The sequence below is a fragment of the Halopenitus persicus genome (assembly GCF_900107205.1).
Taxonomy (GTDB): Archaea; Halobacteriota; Halobacteria; order Halobacteriales; family Haloferacaceae; genus Halopenitus; species Halopenitus persicus.
The window spans coordinates 318,951-335,644 of the sequence record NZ_FNPC01000003.1 but is presented as its reverse complement, the minus strand read 5'-3'; the positions used below and the strand labels follow the sequence as shown (position 1 = coordinate 335,644).

Genomic DNA, 16,694 nt, shown 5'->3' with positions numbered 1-16,694 from the left:
AACCGTGGCGAGATTATGTAATCCGATAGGCTCGTGCCCGATACGATCCCACTGGTTCCCCCTCCTCCGTTTCGAGAGACACGGTCACTTCACCGGTCTTTCGACTTTTGTGGGTTACCTCAGCCTTTGCGACGACCTCTTCACCGGGATCAACCGCCGAGAGGAACGATATGTTGGCTTCAAGCGCTGTGCTGATATCTTCCTCAAGTACTGATTGCATTGCTGCCCCAGCAGCTGCGTCCGCGAGCGAGAAAGCGGCGCCACCGTGGAGGACTCCGCCAAAATTGAGATGTTCATCCGTTATCGTCATTGTAGCAACCGCTGATCCTTCGGAAACCTCTTCGAAGACTATCCCGAGTGTTTCACAAAACGCATCCTCGGCCGAATGATCGGAGCCGTTTGCCATACGGCTACTCGATATGAAATAGGTATATAACTATTTGTTACCGTGGTACTTGCTGCAACTCTTTGTAGGGATTCCGCATTTTGACACACGAACGTATGCTGCACTCGGATCCGGTCGTATCACCGTTAAAATTATATACTATAATTGTATCTTGCCTGCCGTGAGACACATAGATCCTATCTCTGCCGTATTAGGTATGAGACAATGACTGATCGGACGTTCATCGTTACTGGCGGGTCCGGCGGACTGGGTAAAGCAACTAGTAAAGAACTGGGCCGAAACGGTCACACCGTCGTCGTAAACGATCTACCAACCCAGGAGGAAAACGCCGCAGCCATTGCGGAATCCGTCGAAGAAGCTGGCGGCACCGCAACGATTCATCTTGGAGATGTGAGCAACCTAGAATATACGGATGAGCTAATAAATACAGTTGTTGACACGTATGGACGACTCGATGGCGTCATCAATTATGCCGGATTACTTCGAGACGCCTATTTGACCGAGATGACGGCATCCGACTGGGAAGACGTGATCTCCGTTCATTTGCGGGGACATTTCGGACTGCTTCGAAGTGCTGCGAGATTATGGAGCGAAACCGCCGAAGAGCGAAGCGATCCTCGTTCGTTCGTCTGTGTGACCAGCCCATCGGCACTCGGAAACGTCGGTCAAGCCAACTATTCGGCCGCCAAAGCCGGTGTTCTCGGATTGATGCGAACTGCTGCAACCGAGCTTGAGAAGTTCGACATCCACGTCAACGCTTTGCTCCCGATCGCATATACAAAAATGACTGAGAATATTTTGGATTCGGACGAATATCCCCCGGAAAAGGTTGCCCCAGTAGCTGCCTTCCTCGCCAACGCGGAAGCATCTGATATGACCGGGTGTACGGTCCGTGCTGCAGGAGATAGCGTAGGAATCCTATCCAATCCAGAAGTGGAACGGGTTGGATTCAGTTCGGGCGGATGGAACACCGACGAACTATACGAACGTCGTGAACAGATATTCGGGGATAAATCGAACAGATACCGGACGAATAATCAGATATAGATTATATATAAATTTTCAACAATACCATAAATACATAATAAATATATCCTATACATCGAGTAGTATAATTCGAATTTAATAACTAGATTCGTAGATCGACAACATCCAAACACAAGTCGAATATATTTCGATCAGTAAACCAGTATTACTTGTATTTATGTAATTCACACCTTTAATCTAATATAGAACGGTGAATTGGAAGAAGCATATTTCTCATCATCATATTTATGAACTCAAAATACACATATACCATAGACTATGTTAATAACTAGATTTTGATATTATATATTTATAAAATATTTCCAGATAGTATCAAATTTATTATTTTCAGTTCTCTCCTCTACGCCGCGGCGTCCGAGCCTCCCCCATCCAGGCTGACCGACCGTCGGAACAGCCCGAGCGCCGCCAGCACGACGAGCCCCGCGCCGGCGAACGTCGCAGGATACCCGGCCACCTCGGCGACGCCGCCGCCCAGGACGCTCCCGAGGCCGGTTCCGATGCCCGCGATCGCGGTGTAGGCGCCGAGCGCGTAGCCGCGAACCGGCTCCGCGGCCAACCGCGTGACGATCCCGGTCGCGGTCACCGCGATCAGCGCCCACGTCACGCCGATCAGCGTGAACCCGACCGCGTTGGCGTAGGGCGCGACCGCGGGCGCCGCGATCCCGACGACCGCGATCCCGGGAAACAGCAGGGCACGACCGCCGAGCGCGACGGCCTGCAACGCGTAGGGGCCGCGCTGACCCACGATCCGGCCGACCGGCGAGTAACAGACCGCGCTGCCGGCGTTCGCGAGCAGGAACAACACGAAGACGGTCCCCGTCGAGGCGCCCGATTCGGTCAGATAGACCGGCATCGGGCCCCAGAAGACGGCGAACCCGACCGAGAACAGCGCGACAGCGAGCAGGTACCGCCGCAGCGGCGCGTCGAAGGATCCGCCGGGTTGCCGCCCGCGTCGTCGGGCGTCGACCCACTCCCGGATCCCCCAGTAGAGCCGGGTGGTTCCGTACGGCGTCGCGCGGAGGTATCGCCCCGCGCCCCAGTCCGTCCGGTTCAGCCGGTGAAAGACGCGGGCGAACCGCTCGGGGCTCGTCGTGGGACGCTCCGGGTACCACCGCACCGCGGCGAGCGTCGCCGCCGCGCTCGTGGCGGCGAGCACGAGGAACAGCAGCTCCTGTGCCGTCGCGGCCGGAAGCATCCGCGCCACGGTGGCGGTCCAGACGGTCCCGAGAACGAGGCCCGCCACCCAGCCGTACCCCTGCACGGCGTTGAGTCGGCCGATCCGGACGTCCCAGTCGGCGGCGGGGGCCCCCTCGACGACGATCAGGTTGAGCACGGGCGCGGCCGCCGAGACGACGAACCAGAGGGCGGCGTTGGCCACGAGCAGCGTCCACGGGGACCCCAACAGCGGGATGACCCCCAACACACCCGCGACCGACGCGAGCGCGACGAGGACGAACGGCCGCCGCCGACGCGTCCGCGCCGCCAGACGGCCCCACAGGATCGCCCCCGGAACGCCCGCGAAGGCGGCCGTCGAGGCCATCGCTCCGACGAGAAACGCTCCCGCGCCGAGCTCGATCGCGTACAGGGGGATCAACAGCGACGCCGCACCCACCGCCGCGTAGCCGGTCCCCCAGGCGAGAAGCCACCGTTCGGTCACTCCCGGGGAGTCGCCCGTCACCGACTAAGTCGTTTCGACCGGCATCATCGACGGTCGCTTCGTCCGTTTCCCGTCGTCGCGTCGACCGGCGTCCTCAACAGTCGTGCGTCACGAGCCGGTTCGTCCCGACCTCCGCGCTCGGCTCGGGCCACGTCGAACGCTCGAGGTAGGTTATCTCGACGGAGTCGACGCGCTGTCCGGTCCGGTCGGCAACCGTCCGACAGACGTAGTCCGCGGTGGAGCGCGACACGGCGGGATCGTCGGCGACCGTGATCGCGATCAGATACTTGCGCCAGCGTGCGGAGGGATACGTCGCGTCGACGTCCGGGGGCGGCTCGCGGGTGACGGACCCGCGGTCCAGGCCGTCGACGTGCTCGCCGCTCGCCAGCTCGGCGTCGATCACGAACCAGCGGTCGGTTCCGGAAGGATCCGGGGCGAACATCTTCCAGCCGTACTCGGCCGGATCGATCCCGGCATCGCCCGCCCCCGTCTCCACGTATCCGAGCACGGCCGCGTTCCAGACGAGCGTCCCGACGAGCAACGCGGCCGCGAACGCCCGAGCGCCGGCCCGAAGGCCGCGTCCGATCCGGGGACGGTCGAGACGACCGCTTGCGACCCGGCTGCCGTCGTCGGACGCACCGCCAACCGCGGCCGCGAACCGGCCGCGAACGGCCGCGGTGGCGTCCTCGATACGGTCCCAGACGCCGGAGCCGAGGAACGGGAGCAGCGAGACGAGCGACACCAGCGGAAAGACCGCGATCGCCATCGTGATGACCATTCCGGCGTGGCCCCCGATGATCCCAGCCGCCACCGCGGTCCGGACCCGTCCGGTCGCGAGAACGAGCAACGGCGAGGCGACGAGCAACCCGAGCCACGCGTAGTTCAGGACCCACAGGAGCGTCGGCGACCCCGCGACCCACGGACCCAGCAGCACCGTGAACTGGTCCATGCTGAAGGCGATCGCGGCGCCGTCGCCCGCGATCCAGCGGTCGCCGCGGAGCTTGAAGACCGCGTTCGTGACGTAGACGAGCGCGACGTGCACGAGGAGGGCCGCGGTCGCGACCGACGCGACCTGTACGTCGGTCCGTCCGGTCGGCATTCGGTCGGCGGACGCCCGGTCGGTGGACGTTCGGTCGGACGGTGGTCGGTTGGACGGCGGTCGGTCGGACCGCGCGGACGGTCGAACCGCGTCGACCGACCACCGCGATCCGATCGGAAGCAGCGTGGCGAACAGACACAGCTGCCACAACAGCAGATCGCCGGAGTTGAGGACGAACGGGTTGCGCGCCTGTAACGAGAGCGCGAACGCGAGCGAGACGGCCGCGGCGAGCCGGCTGTGGTACCCCACGGCGAGCGCGAGCGCGGCGACGCCGGCGAGGACGAACAGGGCGGCGACGCCCGCGGGCCCCGCGACCGAATCGGCGACGGCGTGGAGCGAGACGCCGGCCAGCGGCGGATATGCGCTCGCCAGCGCGTCCGTGGTCAACACGCCCGAGTCGGTATATAAGGCTCGCAGGTGACGGCTTCGGAGCAGGAGGTCGACCAAGATTACGACGCCGAGCCCGATCCGGAAGGCGGCAAGCGCGCGACGGTCGATCGCGGCGCGGTCGCGTGCGCTCCGCCACAGCGTGCCCACGGACCGCCGAATCGCGCCCGCAGGTCGCCCCACCGCGTCCGCGATTCGGCGCCGTGACGGGCGGTCGGACATCTATCGAGCCGGACTACTGCTGTCGCACGAATAGGTTTTGTGGAGCGGCGTCCGGTCGGCCGACCCCGGCGTTCGTCGAGATCCGATGCGCTTCGAAACTCGATGCGATCGGAACTCCGGCGTCGACCGAAACCCGACGGTTCATACGTGCCGAACGCGGATGCCCGGTCGTGTACCGGATCGGTCACCTCGGAGCGTCGATCGCGGTCTATGCCCCCTTCGGCGCGGGGCTGATCGCGGTCGGCGCCGACGCGCTCGCCGTGTTCGCGGGCGCCGTGATGATGTGGTTCACGATGCTGCCCGACGTGGACCATCGCCTGCCGGTCGTGCCCCACCGCGGGCCGACCCACAGCCTGGCGTTCGCGGCGCTCGTCGGGGTCGGCTTCGGCGCGGCGGGATCGCTCGCGGCGAGCGAACTCGGCGTGACGGCCGCCGTCGGGCTCGGCGCCTTCGGCCTCGTTCTCGGCGTCGCGACGGTCGGCGCACACCTGCTCGCGGACGCGTTGACGCCGGCGGGCGTCCCGCTGTTCTGGCCGATCTCACGGCGGACCTACTCGCTGTCCCTGTGGCGGGCGGACAACACGATGGCGAACTACGGGCTGTTCGTCGGCGGACTGGCCGTCGCGGTCGGCGCCTTCGCGCTCGTCGGTCGGTTGGTCGGCTGGTGAGTCCCGGCAGCCACGAATGATCCCGCTCCCCTGCTGAGCCCTCGTCGCGACGCCCGTCTCGGCTCCCGATCACTTATCAACCGCGGCGTCGAATCGACCGATATGCCCCAGATACACCTGGACGAGGAGACGATCGAACGGCTCGACGGGCTCCGCGTCGAGGACGAGGAGTACGACGAGCTCATCACCGAACTCATCAACATCTACGAGGCCGAGGAACTGACGCTGTTCCACAGCGGCGACGCCGAGTGACGCCGAAACACGGGCGGGAATCCGCCGGTCACCGGTCACGAGGGAGCCGGCCGTCGGCTATGGACGCCGGAAAGCGAAATCCGTCGGCCTTTCGACGGGGGGACCGAACTGCGGTTTCGAGCTCATAAGCCCTGTCAGCCGCCCGTATCGCATCGATCAGCTCGTCCGCAAGCTCCGGTTCCTCCTCGAGGTCCAGCGACTGCAGGACGGTGCCGAGCTGCTCGGCGGCGCGCCGTATTCGTTCAGGTCGGCGTGGACGCGAACCGTCCGGTCGATGCGAACGTGAGTCGTCCGGCCGATGCGAACGTGAGTCGTTCGGAATCGTACCGTCCGTCGAACGGGACATGGTCGTCGAAGAGTCCTCCGAACCGATAGTAATGGTCTCCCTACCGGTCCCTAACCGACGGTTCGGCACGCGCTCCGGTTTCGGATACGGCGTCGCGGACTACTCCAGATAGGCGGTTCGCGCGCGCTCGAACTCCCCCTTCTCCTCGAGACGCTGCTGGAGCCGGTCGGCGTACTCCTGGACCATCGTCTCGGCCGCCTCCAGCCGCTCCTCGTCGACGCCGCCGTCGCCCCCGCTGCCGGACAGGCCGAGCGCGCCGCGGACCTTCCGCAGGAATCCCGACCCGCTTCCGCCGCCACCGCCGAGGCCGCCGAGGCCGCCGCCCGTGTCGTCGCCGCCCCCGCCGGCCGCCGCCGGCATCTGCTCGCGCAGCGAGTCGAGCTCCGGCATCATATCCGGCAGCTTCGAGGTGTCGGCGACGATCCGGGCCCGGTCGGGGTCGTCGGCGTGCTCGATGTCGAACTCCGTGGCGGTCATGATCAATCCCCACTCCTGGTTGCTGAACCGGGAGTTCATCACGCGGTCGTTGAACTCCTGATCGACGGCCATTCTGTCGCCGACGATCGCGTCCGTCCAATCGCTCATACTCGTCGCTACGCGGACCGCTCCAAAGAGCGTTGTGCTCAGCCGACCGCGGTTCCCGACCGATCGATGCCGTTTTGCCGCGATCGATCCGAGGGATGAATATGGAGCGATACCGCGGGAACCCCTCCCGACGCGCCGTGCTCGCGGCGGTCGGCACGACCGGACTCGCGCTCGGGGCAGGCTGTCTGAGCGGCGACGGCGACGCGGCCGCCTCCGGGGGCGACGATTGGCTGGAAAGCGCCAACAACTATGACGGCGTGGATGACCACACCGGCGAGTCGACCGTGACGGTCGCGGTGGGTGCCGCCGGCGGACTCGCGTTCGATCCGGCCGCGGTCCGGGTCGACGTCGGGACCGATGTCGTCTGGGAGTGGACCGGCGAGGGCGGACAACACGACGTCGTCGAGGAGAACGGCCGGTTCGAAAGCGATCTGCACCGCGAGTCGGGCGCGACGTTCACCCACCGATTCGAGGAGACGGGGACCTACCGATACGCCTGTACGCCGCACCAGGCCAGCGGGATGCGCGGCGCGGTCGAGGTCGTCGAGTAACCCCGCGACCGCGGCGATCGCGACGCCCGTTATCGGACCGCAACCGACCCGAAGGCTATTCACCGACCACGATCGAATCCGGGGTATGCTTCCGGAGTGGGACTCGATCCACCGGCTAACCGTCCCGGTCGCGTTCCTTCTCGCGTTCGCGGTCGTGTGGGCGATCGACCGTCCGCGCGGGCGATGGGGGCGGCGGATCCGCTCCCGGCTTCTCCGCGGCGTCCCGTGGGGAACGCTCGTCGCCGTGGGCGTCGTTATCTGCGTCTACCTGTTCGTCCAGCGGGGGATCGACGACCCCAGTTCGCCGGTCGTGATCCCGTTCCGCGCGTGGTCGTACTTCTACCTCGAGGGGCTGCTTCTCGCGGGGCTCTCGCACGCGAGCCTCGGCCACCTCACGGGCAACCTCCTGGCGACTCTCGTCGCGGGCACGCTCGCCGAGTACGCCTACGGACACTATCCGCGCGCTCGCGGGGCGAGTTCGTTCGCGTCGTGGCGTTCGAATCCATACGTTCGAGCGTTCCTGGTCGTTCCGGGCGCGATCATCGGCGGTGCAGTTCTCTCGAGCGTCCTCTCGATCGGCCCCGTCATCGGCTTCTCCGGGGTCGTCTTCGCGCTCTGGGGGGTCGCGCTCGTCCACTACCCGCTCGGGTCGATCGTCGGACTCGCCGGCTCGTCGCTCGTGAGCCTGCTGTACAACGCGTTCAGAACGCCCGTCACGCGGGCCGCCGCGAATCCCTCCTACGGCGCGCCGTGGTGGGCGAACGTCTCGATCCAGGGACACGCGGTCGGACTGCTGCTCGGCGTCCTGGTCGGAATCGTCCTCCTCCGCCGCCGCGAAACGGCGACCCGGTCCGCGGTCGTCGTCTTCGCCGGCGTCCTCCTGTTCGCGTCCTCGCGGTCGTTGTGGGCGGTTTACTGGTACCTCGGGAACGAGCGATACGTCCTCTACCGGGCGGCCGGCGTCGCGCTCGTCGCCCTGCTTGCGGCGATCGTCACGCTCGCGGTCGCCGGAAGCGACCGACCGCTGCTGCCGGCGTACGCGGTTCCGAACCCGGAGACGATGCGTGAAGCCCTCCGGTCGGCCACGCCGCGGATCGTCGGCGTCGTGTTGGTGGTGGCCGCGCTCGGGATCCTGGTCGGCCCCTCGGTCGTCCCGAACCTCATCACCGTCTCGGACGAGGAGACGCCCGGAACGCCGGTCGAGATCGAGGGCTACGAGGTGACCTACGCGGAGGACGTGCCCAACCAGCTGGTGAACGTGATCGACGTCGAGGCGTTCGAGGGGGCGACGAACGTCACGACCTCCGGGGTGATCGTCAAAAACGAGGAGCGCGACGTCTGGATCACCGCCGTCTCCCGGGGGAATCTCGCCTACTGGGGCTCCCGTGACGTCGCCGTCGGCGGCGTCGGCTGGCGCGAGACCGTCACCGCACACCGGACCGGCTGGCGCGCGGTCGGGGCGGGCGTGAGCTACCGGGTCGATCTCGAGCACGACGGCGATCGGCGGACCGTCCACGTCTCCGACTCGGCGACCGCCGAGCCGACGATCGCGGGGCGAAACGTGACCGTGGCGGCCCGGGAGGGCGTCTTCGAGGTCACCGTCGCACACGGGAACGACACGGAGACCGCGCCGCTTCCGGCCGACAACGAGTCGGTTCGCCTCTCCGGGATCCGCCTCGTCCGCGAGGACCGGCGCATCTACGCCGAGACGAACGGAACGCGGGTCCGGGTCCTCGAGGCCGAGCGGTACGAGGGACGGGAACGGGCGCGGGAGATCGATCTCGGGGCGGTCGGAAGCGGGGCGGTCGGAAGCGGGGCGGTCGGAAGCGGAGCGGTCGATGCCGGGGTGGCTGCGCTTGCAGCGGGTGACGGCGATCAGGCTCCCGACGTCGACCCATCGGAGCGCGCCGCGTCGGCCGCCGACTCGTCGCTAGTCCACTCGATCCGGTAGACCTCGGCGTCGATCGCGGCCGAGTCGGCGGTGTGGTGGTCGAACCGGTTCTCGATGTCCAGCTCGGCGGCGAAGGCGTGAGTGACCGTCCCGCCGTTATCGGCGGCGAACGCGCGGACGAACTCCTCGCTGCCGCCGTTGTGGACCGAGTAGGAGACGTCGGCGATCGCGCCGGCGGCCGCGAGGAACCCGCGGTCGGCGTGGCGGTTCCCGTCCTGGGCGCCGAACGGGGGATTCATCAGGACCGTCGTGGGTTCGGCGATCCGGAGCGGGGGGTGGGTCGCGTCACCGCGAACCCAGTGGACCGGAGCGTTCGTCCCGACGCGTCGCTCGTTCTCGCGGGCGGTTCGGATCGGGTCGGCGTCGACCTCGAGGCCGACCACCCGCGCCGGGCCGCGGAGCGCGGCCGCCAGCGCGAGCATCCCGGTCCCGGACCCGAGGTCGACGACCGTTCGTCCCTCGACGTCGCCCTGGAGGTCGGCAAGGTGGACGACGTGTGCGGCCAGTTCCGGCGGCGTCGGGTACTGCTCGAGCGAGGCGCTCGGCTGCTCGAAGCCGGCGACCACGCCGAGTTTCGTCGCCAGGGAGCGCCGCGAGGCCATACGATCAGCCGGCGATCTCGGCGTCGCCGGTGAGTCGGAGCGTGACGCCCTCGCGCGCGGCCCGCTCGGAGAGGGCGGCGATCGCGGGTTCCACGGTCTCCGGCTCGGCGACGTCCTCGATCGCGATCTCGATCCGGCCCGCACCGAGGAACGCGGCCGCGCGGACGAACCCGCGAAGCCGGTCGGCCTCCTCCTGGGTGGCGAGCGAACAGTCCTCCGCGAAACACGCCCGCACCGCCAGCGCCGCGGGCTGGTAGCCCCGTTGCGACAGTTCGGACTTGAGGTCACGCAGGTACTCGGGGGCGGTGCTCTCGAGATCGGTGCCGTCGACGACGACGGGTTCGACGTCCGCCGGTCGACACCCCGCGATCGGTCCGTCGACGCTCGTGGAATCGGTGGTGCTCATACGACTACATATTCTCTGGTTATACAAGTATCTTTGTAAATGCGCAGTAGTTATCACACGGCGATGGACGGGACCGTTCGCGTGAACGGTTAAGTTACTGCTGACCCAACGCCCGATTGCGATCGATGGCAATACTGAACGCGAGCGAAGCCGACGATCGGGCCGATCCGACGGTCGCTCCGGCTCCGGGTCGAGCCGGCTTCGGATCGAGCCGGACCGACGACCAACCCGACCATCGATCCGAGACGACACCCCGATAATGAACCGACACTCCTTCGACATCGTCGTCATTGGCTGTGGCATCGCCGGTCTCGCCGCCGGACTCCGCGCGGCGGAGCTTGACCAGTCCGTCTGTCTCCTCGAGAAGAGCCCGAAGGAACACCGCGGCGGCCATACCCGGTTCACCGAGTCGTTCCGGATCCCGACCGCGGACGTCGACGTCGACGCGAGCTTCAACGTCGAGGACTACTCGACCGCCGACTTCTACTCGGACATCATGCAGGTGACGAACTACCGGGCCGACGAGGACCTCGTCGACCGGCTCGTCTCCGAGTCGCCGGCGACCTTCGAGTGGCTGACCGACCACGGCGTCAGCTGGGAGTATCAGGCGCCCCATCCCGGCTACACCGCGGGACGCGTCTGGCTCCACGGCGAGGACATGGTCGACGAGATCGTCGAGATCGTCGAGGAGTATGGCGTCGAGATCTTCTACGAGGCCGAAGCCCGGTCCCTTCGGCGCGACGACGACGGGACGGTCTCCGGCGTCGAAGCCCGCCACAAGGGACGCCGCACGCTCTTCGAGGGCGATGCCGTGATCCTCGCGGCCGGCGATTACGGCTCGAGCAAGGAGCGCCGAACCCGGTATTACGGCCCCGGATACGGGAACATGAAGGTCCGCGGCAGCCGGTACAACACCGGCGAGGCGCTCGACGCCGCGATGGACGTCGGCGCCAAATCGGAGGGCGAGTGGGGCGACGCCCACATGGCGATCATCGACGTCCAATCGCCCGATGTCGAGGGCGGGATCACCCGGATCGACGGCTACCAGTACGGCGTCATCCTCAACCACGACGGCGAGCGGTTCGTCGACGAGGGCGAGGACGCGCGCGCACACACCTACGCGAAGTTCGGTCGGGAGATCTTCGAGCAGCCCTACCACGAGGCGTTCATCGTCGTCGACTCGAAGACCGTCGACGACGTCGCGCACATGGGGCCCGGCCGGGCCGTCACGGCCGACTCGATCGAATCCCTCGTCAGACGCCTCGACGTCGAGGACCCCGAGACCGCCGTCGAGACGATCGAGCGGTTCAACGAGGCCTGCACGGTCGAGGGAGACGGCCTCGACGCGTACGAGCCGAACGTCCTCGACGGGAACGACGCGCCCGACGTCGACCCGCCCAAGTCCAACTGGGCGCTCCCGATCGACGAGCCGCCCTTCACCGGCTATCCGGTGACCGGCGGCATGACGTTCGGGTTCGGCGGCGTGGCCGTCACGCCCGACGCCGAGGTGCTCGACACGCGCGACGACCCCATCCCCGGACTCTACGCCGCCGGGAACGCGACGGGCGGCCTGTTCTACAACAACTACCCCGGCGGAACCGGCCTCACCAACGCCGCCGTCTACGGTCGGATCGCGGCCGAAACCGCGGTCGACGACCTCGAGTGAGGCGGTAGTCGGCCGGACCGGACCGGCCGTTCCCGTCGGGCTGGTTGCGAGTCGTCCGCCGACGAAACCGGCAGCGGGAAGCGGGATCCCGTCCCATCGAACCCGCGTTATCATAACGCACCCGACACCAACTTTTAAATACGCCACCAGCCACAAACCTTATATGGAACGTCCGAGCCGGCAGCGAGGGCAGGAGCGGGAGACCGAGCAGGAGGCGGACGAAACGGTCTCCTGTCCGGAGTGTGGCTCCGCGGAGGTCGTCGCGGACGCGGACCACGAGTTGGTGTGTGACGACTGCGGGCTGGTGCTCGACGAACAACAGCTCGATCGCGGGCCGGAGTGGCGGGCGTTCAACCACTCCGAGCGCCAGTCGAAGTCCCGCGTGGGCGCCCCGATCACCGAGACGATGCACGACAAGGGGCTGACGACGACGATCGACTGGAAGGACAAGGACGCCTACGGGCGGTCCCTCTCCTCGGAAAAGCGCTCGCAGATGCACCGGCTGCGCAAGTGGCAGGAGCGCATCCGGACGAAGGACGCGGGCGAGCGGAACCTCCAGTTTGCGCTCTCGGAGATCGATCGAATGGCCTCCGCGCTGGGCGTCCCCCGCTCGGTTCGGGAGGTCGCCTCCGTCATCTACCGACGCGCGCTCGCCGAGGACCTCATCCGGGGCCGGTCGATCGAGGGCGTCGCCACCTCCGCGCTGTACGCCGCCTGCCGCCAGGAGGGGATCCCCCGATCGCTCGACGAGGTCGCCGAGGTCTCCAGGGTTCCCCAGAAGGAGATCGGCCGAACCTATCGCTACATCTCCCAGGAGCTCGGGCTGGAGCTCAAGCCCGTCGACCCCAAGCAGTTCGTCCCCCGATTCGCCTCGGCGCTCGACCTCAGCGAGGAGGTCCAGACGAAGGCCACCGAGATCATCGACGTCTCCGCCGAGCAGGGGCTGCTCTCGGGCAAGTCGCCGACCGGCTTCGCGGCGGCGGCGATCTACGCGGCCTCCCTGTTGTGCAACGAGAAGAAGACCCAACGCGAGGTCGCCCAGGTCGCACAGGTGACCGAGGTCACCATCCGCAACCGGTACCAGGAGCAGATCGAGGCGATGGGGTTTCGGTGAGGGGGTCGATCCAGGAAGCCTGAGCTGAATACCCGAGACGTCCCGATTCGTCCCACTCCGACTCGTTCCACTCCGACTCGTCCCACTCCGACTCGTTCCGAACCGACCGTGGCAGTTAGCTCGCGATGAACACGACGACCTCGCGGTTCCAGAGCCCGAGCCGCAGGGTCCGCGACTCGTGCGCGGGGAGCATCGCGTCGAGCGACCCCTCGTGGTCCGGATCGGCGATCACGACCGCGGGCTCCCCTTCGAGGGCGCTCGGCGCGGTCACGCTCCCGACCTCCGCACCGGTGCGTTCGAGGTACCACGGAAGCGGCAGCCGTTCGCCCCACGCCTCGCGGTCCGCTTCGGTCTCGATCGGGGGACGGTCCGCGACCGCCTCCGTCGAGAGGTGGAACCGGTCGCCGACCCAGACGACGCGCGCGTTCCCGCCCTCCGCGTCCGCGATCGCCGCCTCCATCTCCCCGACCAGCGGCTCGAGGTCGTCTGCGGGCTGGCCGTACTGCGCGAGCGCCGACTCGGGTCCCGGATCGGTTGCGACGTCATCGAGCGTGACGATGCCGGCGTGGGCGACGAGCGCGAACAGCACGAGTCCGGCCGCCGCGACCCGTGCTGCATCTCCGGCTGTCACCCGATCGGCCTCGCCGGCAGTCGCTCGCTCGGCGTCACGCGTGACGGCCTCACGACCGTCGTGCGTGCCGGAAGCGGTCGCGTTCGAACCCAGCGACTGCCCCGCAGCCCGGCGACCGTACCGGTAGACGGCCGCGATCCCGACGCCGGCCGGCACCGCCAGCGGCACGAGCACGTGCACGAGCGTCCAGGGCGCGACCACCTCCGCCACGACCGGGTACCCGACCAGGCCGAGGCCGGCCCAGACGGACGCGAACAGGACGATCGGTCGGCCGCCCGCGGCTCGCTTCCCCGTCGCTCCCCCCAGGAGTCCGTACCGGTCCGCGAGAAACCCGGCTACGGCGATGGCGAGGAGCGGCGCCGCGGTCGCAAGCGCCGTCGAGACGGCGCCGGTCACGAACGGGAGGAACTGCGTGCCGGCCCGCTCGACCACGCGAACCCCGATGAACGCCTCGACGGGAGCCGCGTAGGTCCGTGTCGCCAGCCCGATCGGGTCGGTGACGAGTCCGGCGAGTCCGCCGGGAACGTCGCCAGCGTCGCCGCCGGAGCCGCGCGGGAGAAACAGCACCGCCCACGTCCCGAGGAACACGAACGCCGCGCGGGCGAGCGGCGTCGCGCGATCGACGAGCCATCGGCCGCCACGGCGTGCCGCGTCGCCGAGGCTCGACGCCCGTCCCTCGATCCGCGGTCGGTCGAGCGTGACGAGTCCAGCGGCGACCACCAGCACGAGCGTCGCGACCGCGAACCCGGACGCGCCCAGCGCCACCGCCCAGGCGACGACGCCGCCGTACAGGTAGCGGGTACGCCGGGTGGATCCGGTCCCGGAGTCGGTCCAGCGAACGAGCCAACCGACCGCGAGGAGCGTCGCGCCGGCGGCGATCACGTCCCCGCGCAGGAAGCGCCCGTAGTGGACAAGCGGCGGCGCGAACCCGAGCACCGCCGCGGCGGCGACCGCCTCGTCGTCGCCGAGCCGCCCACGGAGGACGAGCGCGATGGCCGGGAGAAGCCCGCCGGCGATCGCGAACGGGAGCCGCGCGAGGGCGTCGCTCGGCGGCGCGACCGAAAGCGCGAGTCGGCTCAGATGGAACACGACCGGTCCGCCGGCGACCGGGCGGTACTCGTAGCTCCCCGTCTCGAGCGAGCGGAGCGTCCAGTACCCGACCCGTGCCTCGTCCCAGTGGAACGGTCGATCGCCCAGGGCGACCGTCCGGGCGAGAAGCGAACAGACGACGATCGTCGCGACGGCGGCGCGCGTCCGGCGGTCATTCCGGTTCCACGTCCGCGGGTCGAGGCCGCGGATCCGCCCTCGGCGGCGCTCGGAAGGACGGTCGTCCGGGGACGGCGTCATACCGATGCCGTCTCGGCCGCGGCGTAGGAACGTTTCGGTTCGGTCGGGCGGTCAAGCGGACACGGGTCGAGTTAGCCGTCGGGGATCGACTCGGCAGTCGAGGGGTCGACTCGGCGGTCTACTCCGCCGAGTCGGCGACCGATCCGAAGACGTCGCGGTGGAGGGACTCACAGACGACGTCGGCCAGCGTCTCCAGGTTTCGCGCGTCCGCCCGGTTGTACGAGACGAGCGTCTCCAGCGCTTCCTCGTCGCCGCGCTCGTACTCGCGCCAGAGCCGGACGGCGTCGCGACCGCTGATGTCGGGGCGGTCGCGTTCGATGCCGATCTCGGATTCGATCGCCTTGAGCCCGCCCGAAAGCCCCAGCTGCCGGCAGGGGTACAGCAGGTCGAGGTGCGGGGTGTCGACCTCGATGCCGAGGTTCGTCTCCAGGAACGGCACGTCGAAGCGCGCGCCGTTGAACGAGGCGATCACGGCCGCGTCGGCCAACCGGTCGCGGACCGCCTCGGCGGTGAGGTCCTCGCCGGCGACGAGCGTCGTCGTCTCGCCGTCGCGATGGAAGCTCACGGTCGTGACCCGGTTGGCCTGCTCGTCGAGGCCGGTCGTCTCGATGTCGAAGAAACACGTCTCCGCCCGGAAGTCCTCGTAGAGCCGCCAGCGCTGGTCGCTCGGGAAGGCGTCGTCGAAGAACGCGGCGTCACCGGCCCGAAGCCGGTCGCGAGCCCGGTCGATGAACGCGTCGATCCGATCGGCGGTCGTCGCGCCGACTCCCGGCACGTCGACGGACCGGTCGAAGGCGTCCCAGTGGGTGATCCCCCGCTCCCAGAGCCGCCGCTCCGTTCGTTCGCCGACGCCCCGGACCGGGATGAAGCTGTTCTCGATTCGCACACCCACACCGGCGCGCTCCGGTCACTTGAACCCCTCGCGATGCGGTCGACCGGGGGTGGGCATCGAGGAGCACGAGCGCTTTTGTCGTTCGCGGACCCAGCCGGACGTATGTGTGGCCGGTACTCGCTGTCGACGTCCCGTGGCGACCTCCGGGCCCGCTTCGACGCGGCGTTTCCCGACGCGACGCCGCGATACAACTGCGCCCCCGGCCAGAAACTTCCCGTGATCACCGCCGACGAGCCGGCCGAGGCGCGCCGGCTGGAGTGGGGGCTGACGCCCGCCTGGGCGGACGAGCGACTGGGTCTGATCAACGCACGTGCGGAGACGATCCGGGAGAAACCCGCCTTTCGGTCGGCGTTCGAGCGACGTCGGTGTCTGGTTCCCGCTGACGGCTTCTACGAGTGGGTGGAGACGGGGTCCGGAACGCGTCCGTATCGCGTCGCGTTCGCGGACGACCGCCCGTTCGCGATGGCCGGGATATATGAACGCTGGGAACCCCCCGAACCCGACGGGCCGACCCAGACGGGGCTCGACCGGTTTGTCGGTGGGGCCCGAAACGGCGGCGGGAACGGGTCCGGCTCCGACGCGGATGCCGCGACATCCGACCCGACCGCGGACGCCGGCCCGAAACCGGTCGAGACCTTCTCGATCGTCACGACGGAGCCGAACGACCTCGTGGCCGACCTCCACCACCGGATGGCCGTCATCCTCGAGCCGGACGAGGAGGAGCGATATCTCCACGGGGACCCCGAGACCGCGGCGTCGCTGCTCGATCCGATCGCTCCCGACGACCTGCGCGCGTATCCGGTCTCCGAGCGCGTGAACGACCCGTCGAACGACGACCCATCGTTGCTTGAGCCGGTCTGACGCG

16 protein-coding genes are annotated in these 16,694 nt (G+C 67.9%); 8 read left to right on the top strand and 8 right to left on the bottom strand.

The genetic code is table 11. From position 1 onward, the window contains the following. Nucleotides 1-13 precede the first annotated feature (13 nt). A complete protein-coding gene (locus BLV25_RS06810; RefSeq protein WP_092731669.1) occupies nucleotides 14-406 on the bottom strand; it encodes a PaaI family thioesterase in 393 nt (130 codons plus the stop codon). A gap of 204 nt (nucleotides 407-610) precedes the next feature. Between BLV25_RS06810 and BLV25_RS06805 the strand changes: the two genes are divergently transcribed. Then, the gene (locus tag BLV25_RS06805) at nucleotides 611-1,453 is read left to right on the top strand and encodes an SDR family NAD(P)-dependent oxidoreductase (RefSeq protein ID WP_092731666.1); all 843 of its coding nucleotides are present in this window, start codon (nucleotides 611-613) and stop codon (nucleotides 1,451-1,453) included. 340 nt (nucleotides 1,454-1,793) lie between these two features. Here BLV25_RS06805 and BLV25_RS06800 read toward each other — a convergent pair whose 3' ends face one another. Together BLV25_RS06800 and BLV25_RS06795 are read right to left on the bottom strand one after the other, a co-directional pair. Continuing rightward, complete coding sequence (locus tag BLV25_RS06800) at nucleotides 1,794-3,110, bottom strand: MFS transporter (RefSeq protein ID WP_092731846.1); 1,317 nt, start codon at nucleotides 3,108-3,110, stop codon at nucleotides 1,794-1,796. A 94-nt stretch (nucleotides 3,111-3,204) separates the two neighbouring features. Further along, a complete protein-coding gene (locus tag BLV25_RS06795) occupies nucleotides 3,205-4,818 on the bottom strand; it encodes an HTTM domain-containing protein (protein WP_092731663.1) in 1,614 nt (537 codons plus the stop codon). Nucleotides 4,819-4,988: 170 nt separating this feature from the next. Here BLV25_RS06795 and BLV25_RS06790 point away from each other — a divergent pair, with 170 nt between their 5' ends. Both BLV25_RS06790 and BLV25_RS17305 read left to right on the top strand, forming a co-directional pair. After that, the gene (locus BLV25_RS06790) at nucleotides 4,989-5,486 is read left to right on the top strand and encodes a metal-dependent hydrolase (protein WP_092731660.1); all 498 of its coding nucleotides are present in this window, start codon (nucleotides 4,989-4,991) and stop codon (nucleotides 5,484-5,486) included. Nucleotides 5,487-5,588: 102 nt separating this feature from the next. Continuing rightward, entirely contained in the window at nucleotides 5,589-5,738 is a 150-nt protein-coding gene (locus BLV25_RS17305) for a DUF7557 family protein (protein ID WP_021073932.1), read from the top strand. A gap of 445 nt (nucleotides 5,739-6,183) precedes the next feature. Here BLV25_RS17305 and BLV25_RS06785 read toward each other — a convergent pair whose 3' ends face one another. Beyond that, on the bottom strand, nucleotides 6,184-6,669 hold the full coding sequence (locus BLV25_RS06785; RefSeq protein ID WP_021073931.1) for a DUF5799 family protein: 486 nt from the start codon (nucleotides 6,667-6,669) through the stop codon (nucleotides 6,184-6,186). A gap of 101 nt (nucleotides 6,670-6,770) precedes the next feature. Here BLV25_RS06785 and BLV25_RS06780 point away from each other — a divergent pair, with 101 nt between their 5' ends. Next, nucleotides 6,771-7,220: a halocyanin domain-containing protein gene (locus tag BLV25_RS06780; RefSeq protein ID WP_256335666.1), complete on the top strand. Its 450-nt coding sequence runs from the start codon at nucleotides 6,771-6,773 to the stop codon at nucleotides 7,218-7,220. A gap of 85 nt (nucleotides 7,221-7,305) precedes the next feature. Beyond that, the gene (locus BLV25_RS06775; RefSeq protein WP_092731654.1) at nucleotides 7,306-9,171 is read left to right on the top strand and encodes a rhomboid family intramembrane serine protease; all 1,866 of its coding nucleotides are present in this window, start codon (nucleotides 7,306-7,308) and stop codon (nucleotides 9,169-9,171) included. Here BLV25_RS06775 and BLV25_RS06770 read toward each other — a convergent pair. Beyond that, on the bottom strand, nucleotides 9,096-9,773 hold the full coding sequence (locus tag BLV25_RS06770) for an METTL5 family protein (protein WP_092731651.1): 678 nt from the start codon (nucleotides 9,771-9,773) through the stop codon (nucleotides 9,096-9,098). The two genes, BLV25_RS06775 and BLV25_RS06770, sit on opposite strands and share 76 nt — an antisense overlap. Nucleotides 9,774-9,777: 4 nt before the next feature. Next, nucleotides 9,778-10,179 carry a hypothetical protein gene (locus BLV25_RS06765; protein ID WP_092731648.1) on the bottom strand — a complete coding sequence of 134 codons (402 nt, stop codon included), beginning with the start codon at nucleotides 10,177-10,179 and terminating at the stop codon, nucleotides 9,778-9,780. Nucleotides 10,180-10,438: 259 nt separating this feature from the next. Between BLV25_RS06765 and tcuA the strand changes: the two genes are divergently transcribed. Further along, on the top strand, nucleotides 10,439-11,845 hold the full coding sequence (tcuA, locus tag BLV25_RS06760; RefSeq protein ID WP_021073925.1) for an FAD-dependent tricarballylate dehydrogenase TcuA: 1,407 nt from the start codon (nucleotides 10,439-10,441) through the stop codon (nucleotides 11,843-11,845). 163 nt (nucleotides 11,846-12,008) lie between these two features. Continuing rightward, entirely contained in the window at nucleotides 12,009-12,959 is a 951-nt protein-coding gene (locus BLV25_RS06755; protein ID WP_039401672.1) for a transcription initiation factor IIB, read from the top strand. 115 nt (nucleotides 12,960-13,074) lie between these two features. Here BLV25_RS06755 and BLV25_RS06750 read toward each other — a convergent pair whose 3' ends face one another. Beyond that, complete coding sequence (locus BLV25_RS06750) at nucleotides 13,075-14,937, bottom strand: flippase activity-associated protein Agl23 (protein ID WP_092731645.1); 1,863 nt, start codon at nucleotides 14,935-14,937, stop codon at nucleotides 13,075-13,077. A gap of 118 nt (nucleotides 14,938-15,055) precedes the next feature. Further along, complete coding sequence (locus BLV25_RS06745; protein WP_021073921.1) at nucleotides 15,056-15,823, bottom strand: ribonuclease H-like domain-containing protein; 768 nt, start codon at nucleotides 15,821-15,823, stop codon at nucleotides 15,056-15,058. A 108-nt stretch (nucleotides 15,824-15,931) separates the two neighbouring features. Here BLV25_RS06745 and BLV25_RS06740 point away from each other — a divergent pair, with 108 nt between their 5' ends. Beyond that, on the top strand, nucleotides 15,932-16,690 hold the full coding sequence (locus BLV25_RS06740; protein WP_092731642.1) for an SOS response-associated peptidase: 759 nt from the start codon (nucleotides 15,932-15,934) through the stop codon (nucleotides 16,688-16,690). Nucleotides 16,691-16,694 lie beyond the last annotated feature (4 nt).

Excerpts from the sequence above, each read along its gene's own strand:
- BLV25_RS06810 (WP_092731669.1), bottom strand. The coding sequence starts at position 406 with ATGGCAAACGGCTCCGATCATTCGGCCGAGGATGCGTTTTGTGAAACA.
- BLV25_RS06805 (WP_092731666.1), top strand. The coding sequence starts at position 611 with ATGACTGATCGGACGTTCATCGTTACTGGCGGGTCCGGCGGACTGGGT.
- BLV25_RS06795 (WP_092731663.1), bottom strand. The coding sequence starts at position 4,818 with ATGTCCGACCGCCCGTCACGGCGCCGAATCGCGGACGCGGTGGGGCGA.
- BLV25_RS17305 (WP_021073932.1), top strand. The coding sequence starts at position 5,589 with ATGCCCCAGATACACCTGGACGAGGAGACGATCGAACGGCTCGACGGG.
- BLV25_RS06785 (WP_021073931.1), bottom strand. The coding sequence starts at position 6,669 with ATGAGCGATTGGACGGACGCGATCGTCGGCGACAGAATGGCCGTCGAT.
- BLV25_RS06780 (WP_256335666.1), top strand. The coding sequence starts at position 6,771 with ATGGAGCGATACCGCGGGAACCCCTCCCGACGCGCCGTGCTCGCGGCG.
- BLV25_RS06775 (WP_092731654.1), top strand. The coding sequence starts at position 7,306 with ATGCTTCCGGAGTGGGACTCGATCCACCGGCTAACCGTCCCGGTCGCG.
- BLV25_RS06770 (WP_092731651.1), bottom strand. The coding sequence starts at position 9,773 with ATGGCCTCGCGGCGCTCCCTGGCGACGAAACTCGGCGTGGTCGCCGGC.
- BLV25_RS06765 (WP_092731648.1), bottom strand. The coding sequence starts at position 10,179 with ATGAGCACCACCGATTCCACGAGCGTCGACGGACCGATCGCGGGGTGT.
- tcuA (WP_021073925.1), top strand. The coding sequence starts at position 10,439 with ATGAACCGACACTCCTTCGACATCGTCGTCATTGGCTGTGGCATCGCC.
- BLV25_RS06755 (WP_039401672.1), top strand. The coding sequence starts at position 12,009 with ATGGAACGTCCGAGCCGGCAGCGAGGGCAGGAGCGGGAGACCGAGCAG.
- BLV25_RS06750 (WP_092731645.1), bottom strand. The coding sequence starts at position 14,937 with ATGACGCCGTCCCCGGACGACCGTCCTTCCGAGCGCCGCCGAGGGCGG.
- BLV25_RS06740 (WP_092731642.1), top strand. The coding sequence starts at position 15,932 with ATGTGTGGCCGGTACTCGCTGTCGACGTCCCGTGGCGACCTCCGGGCC.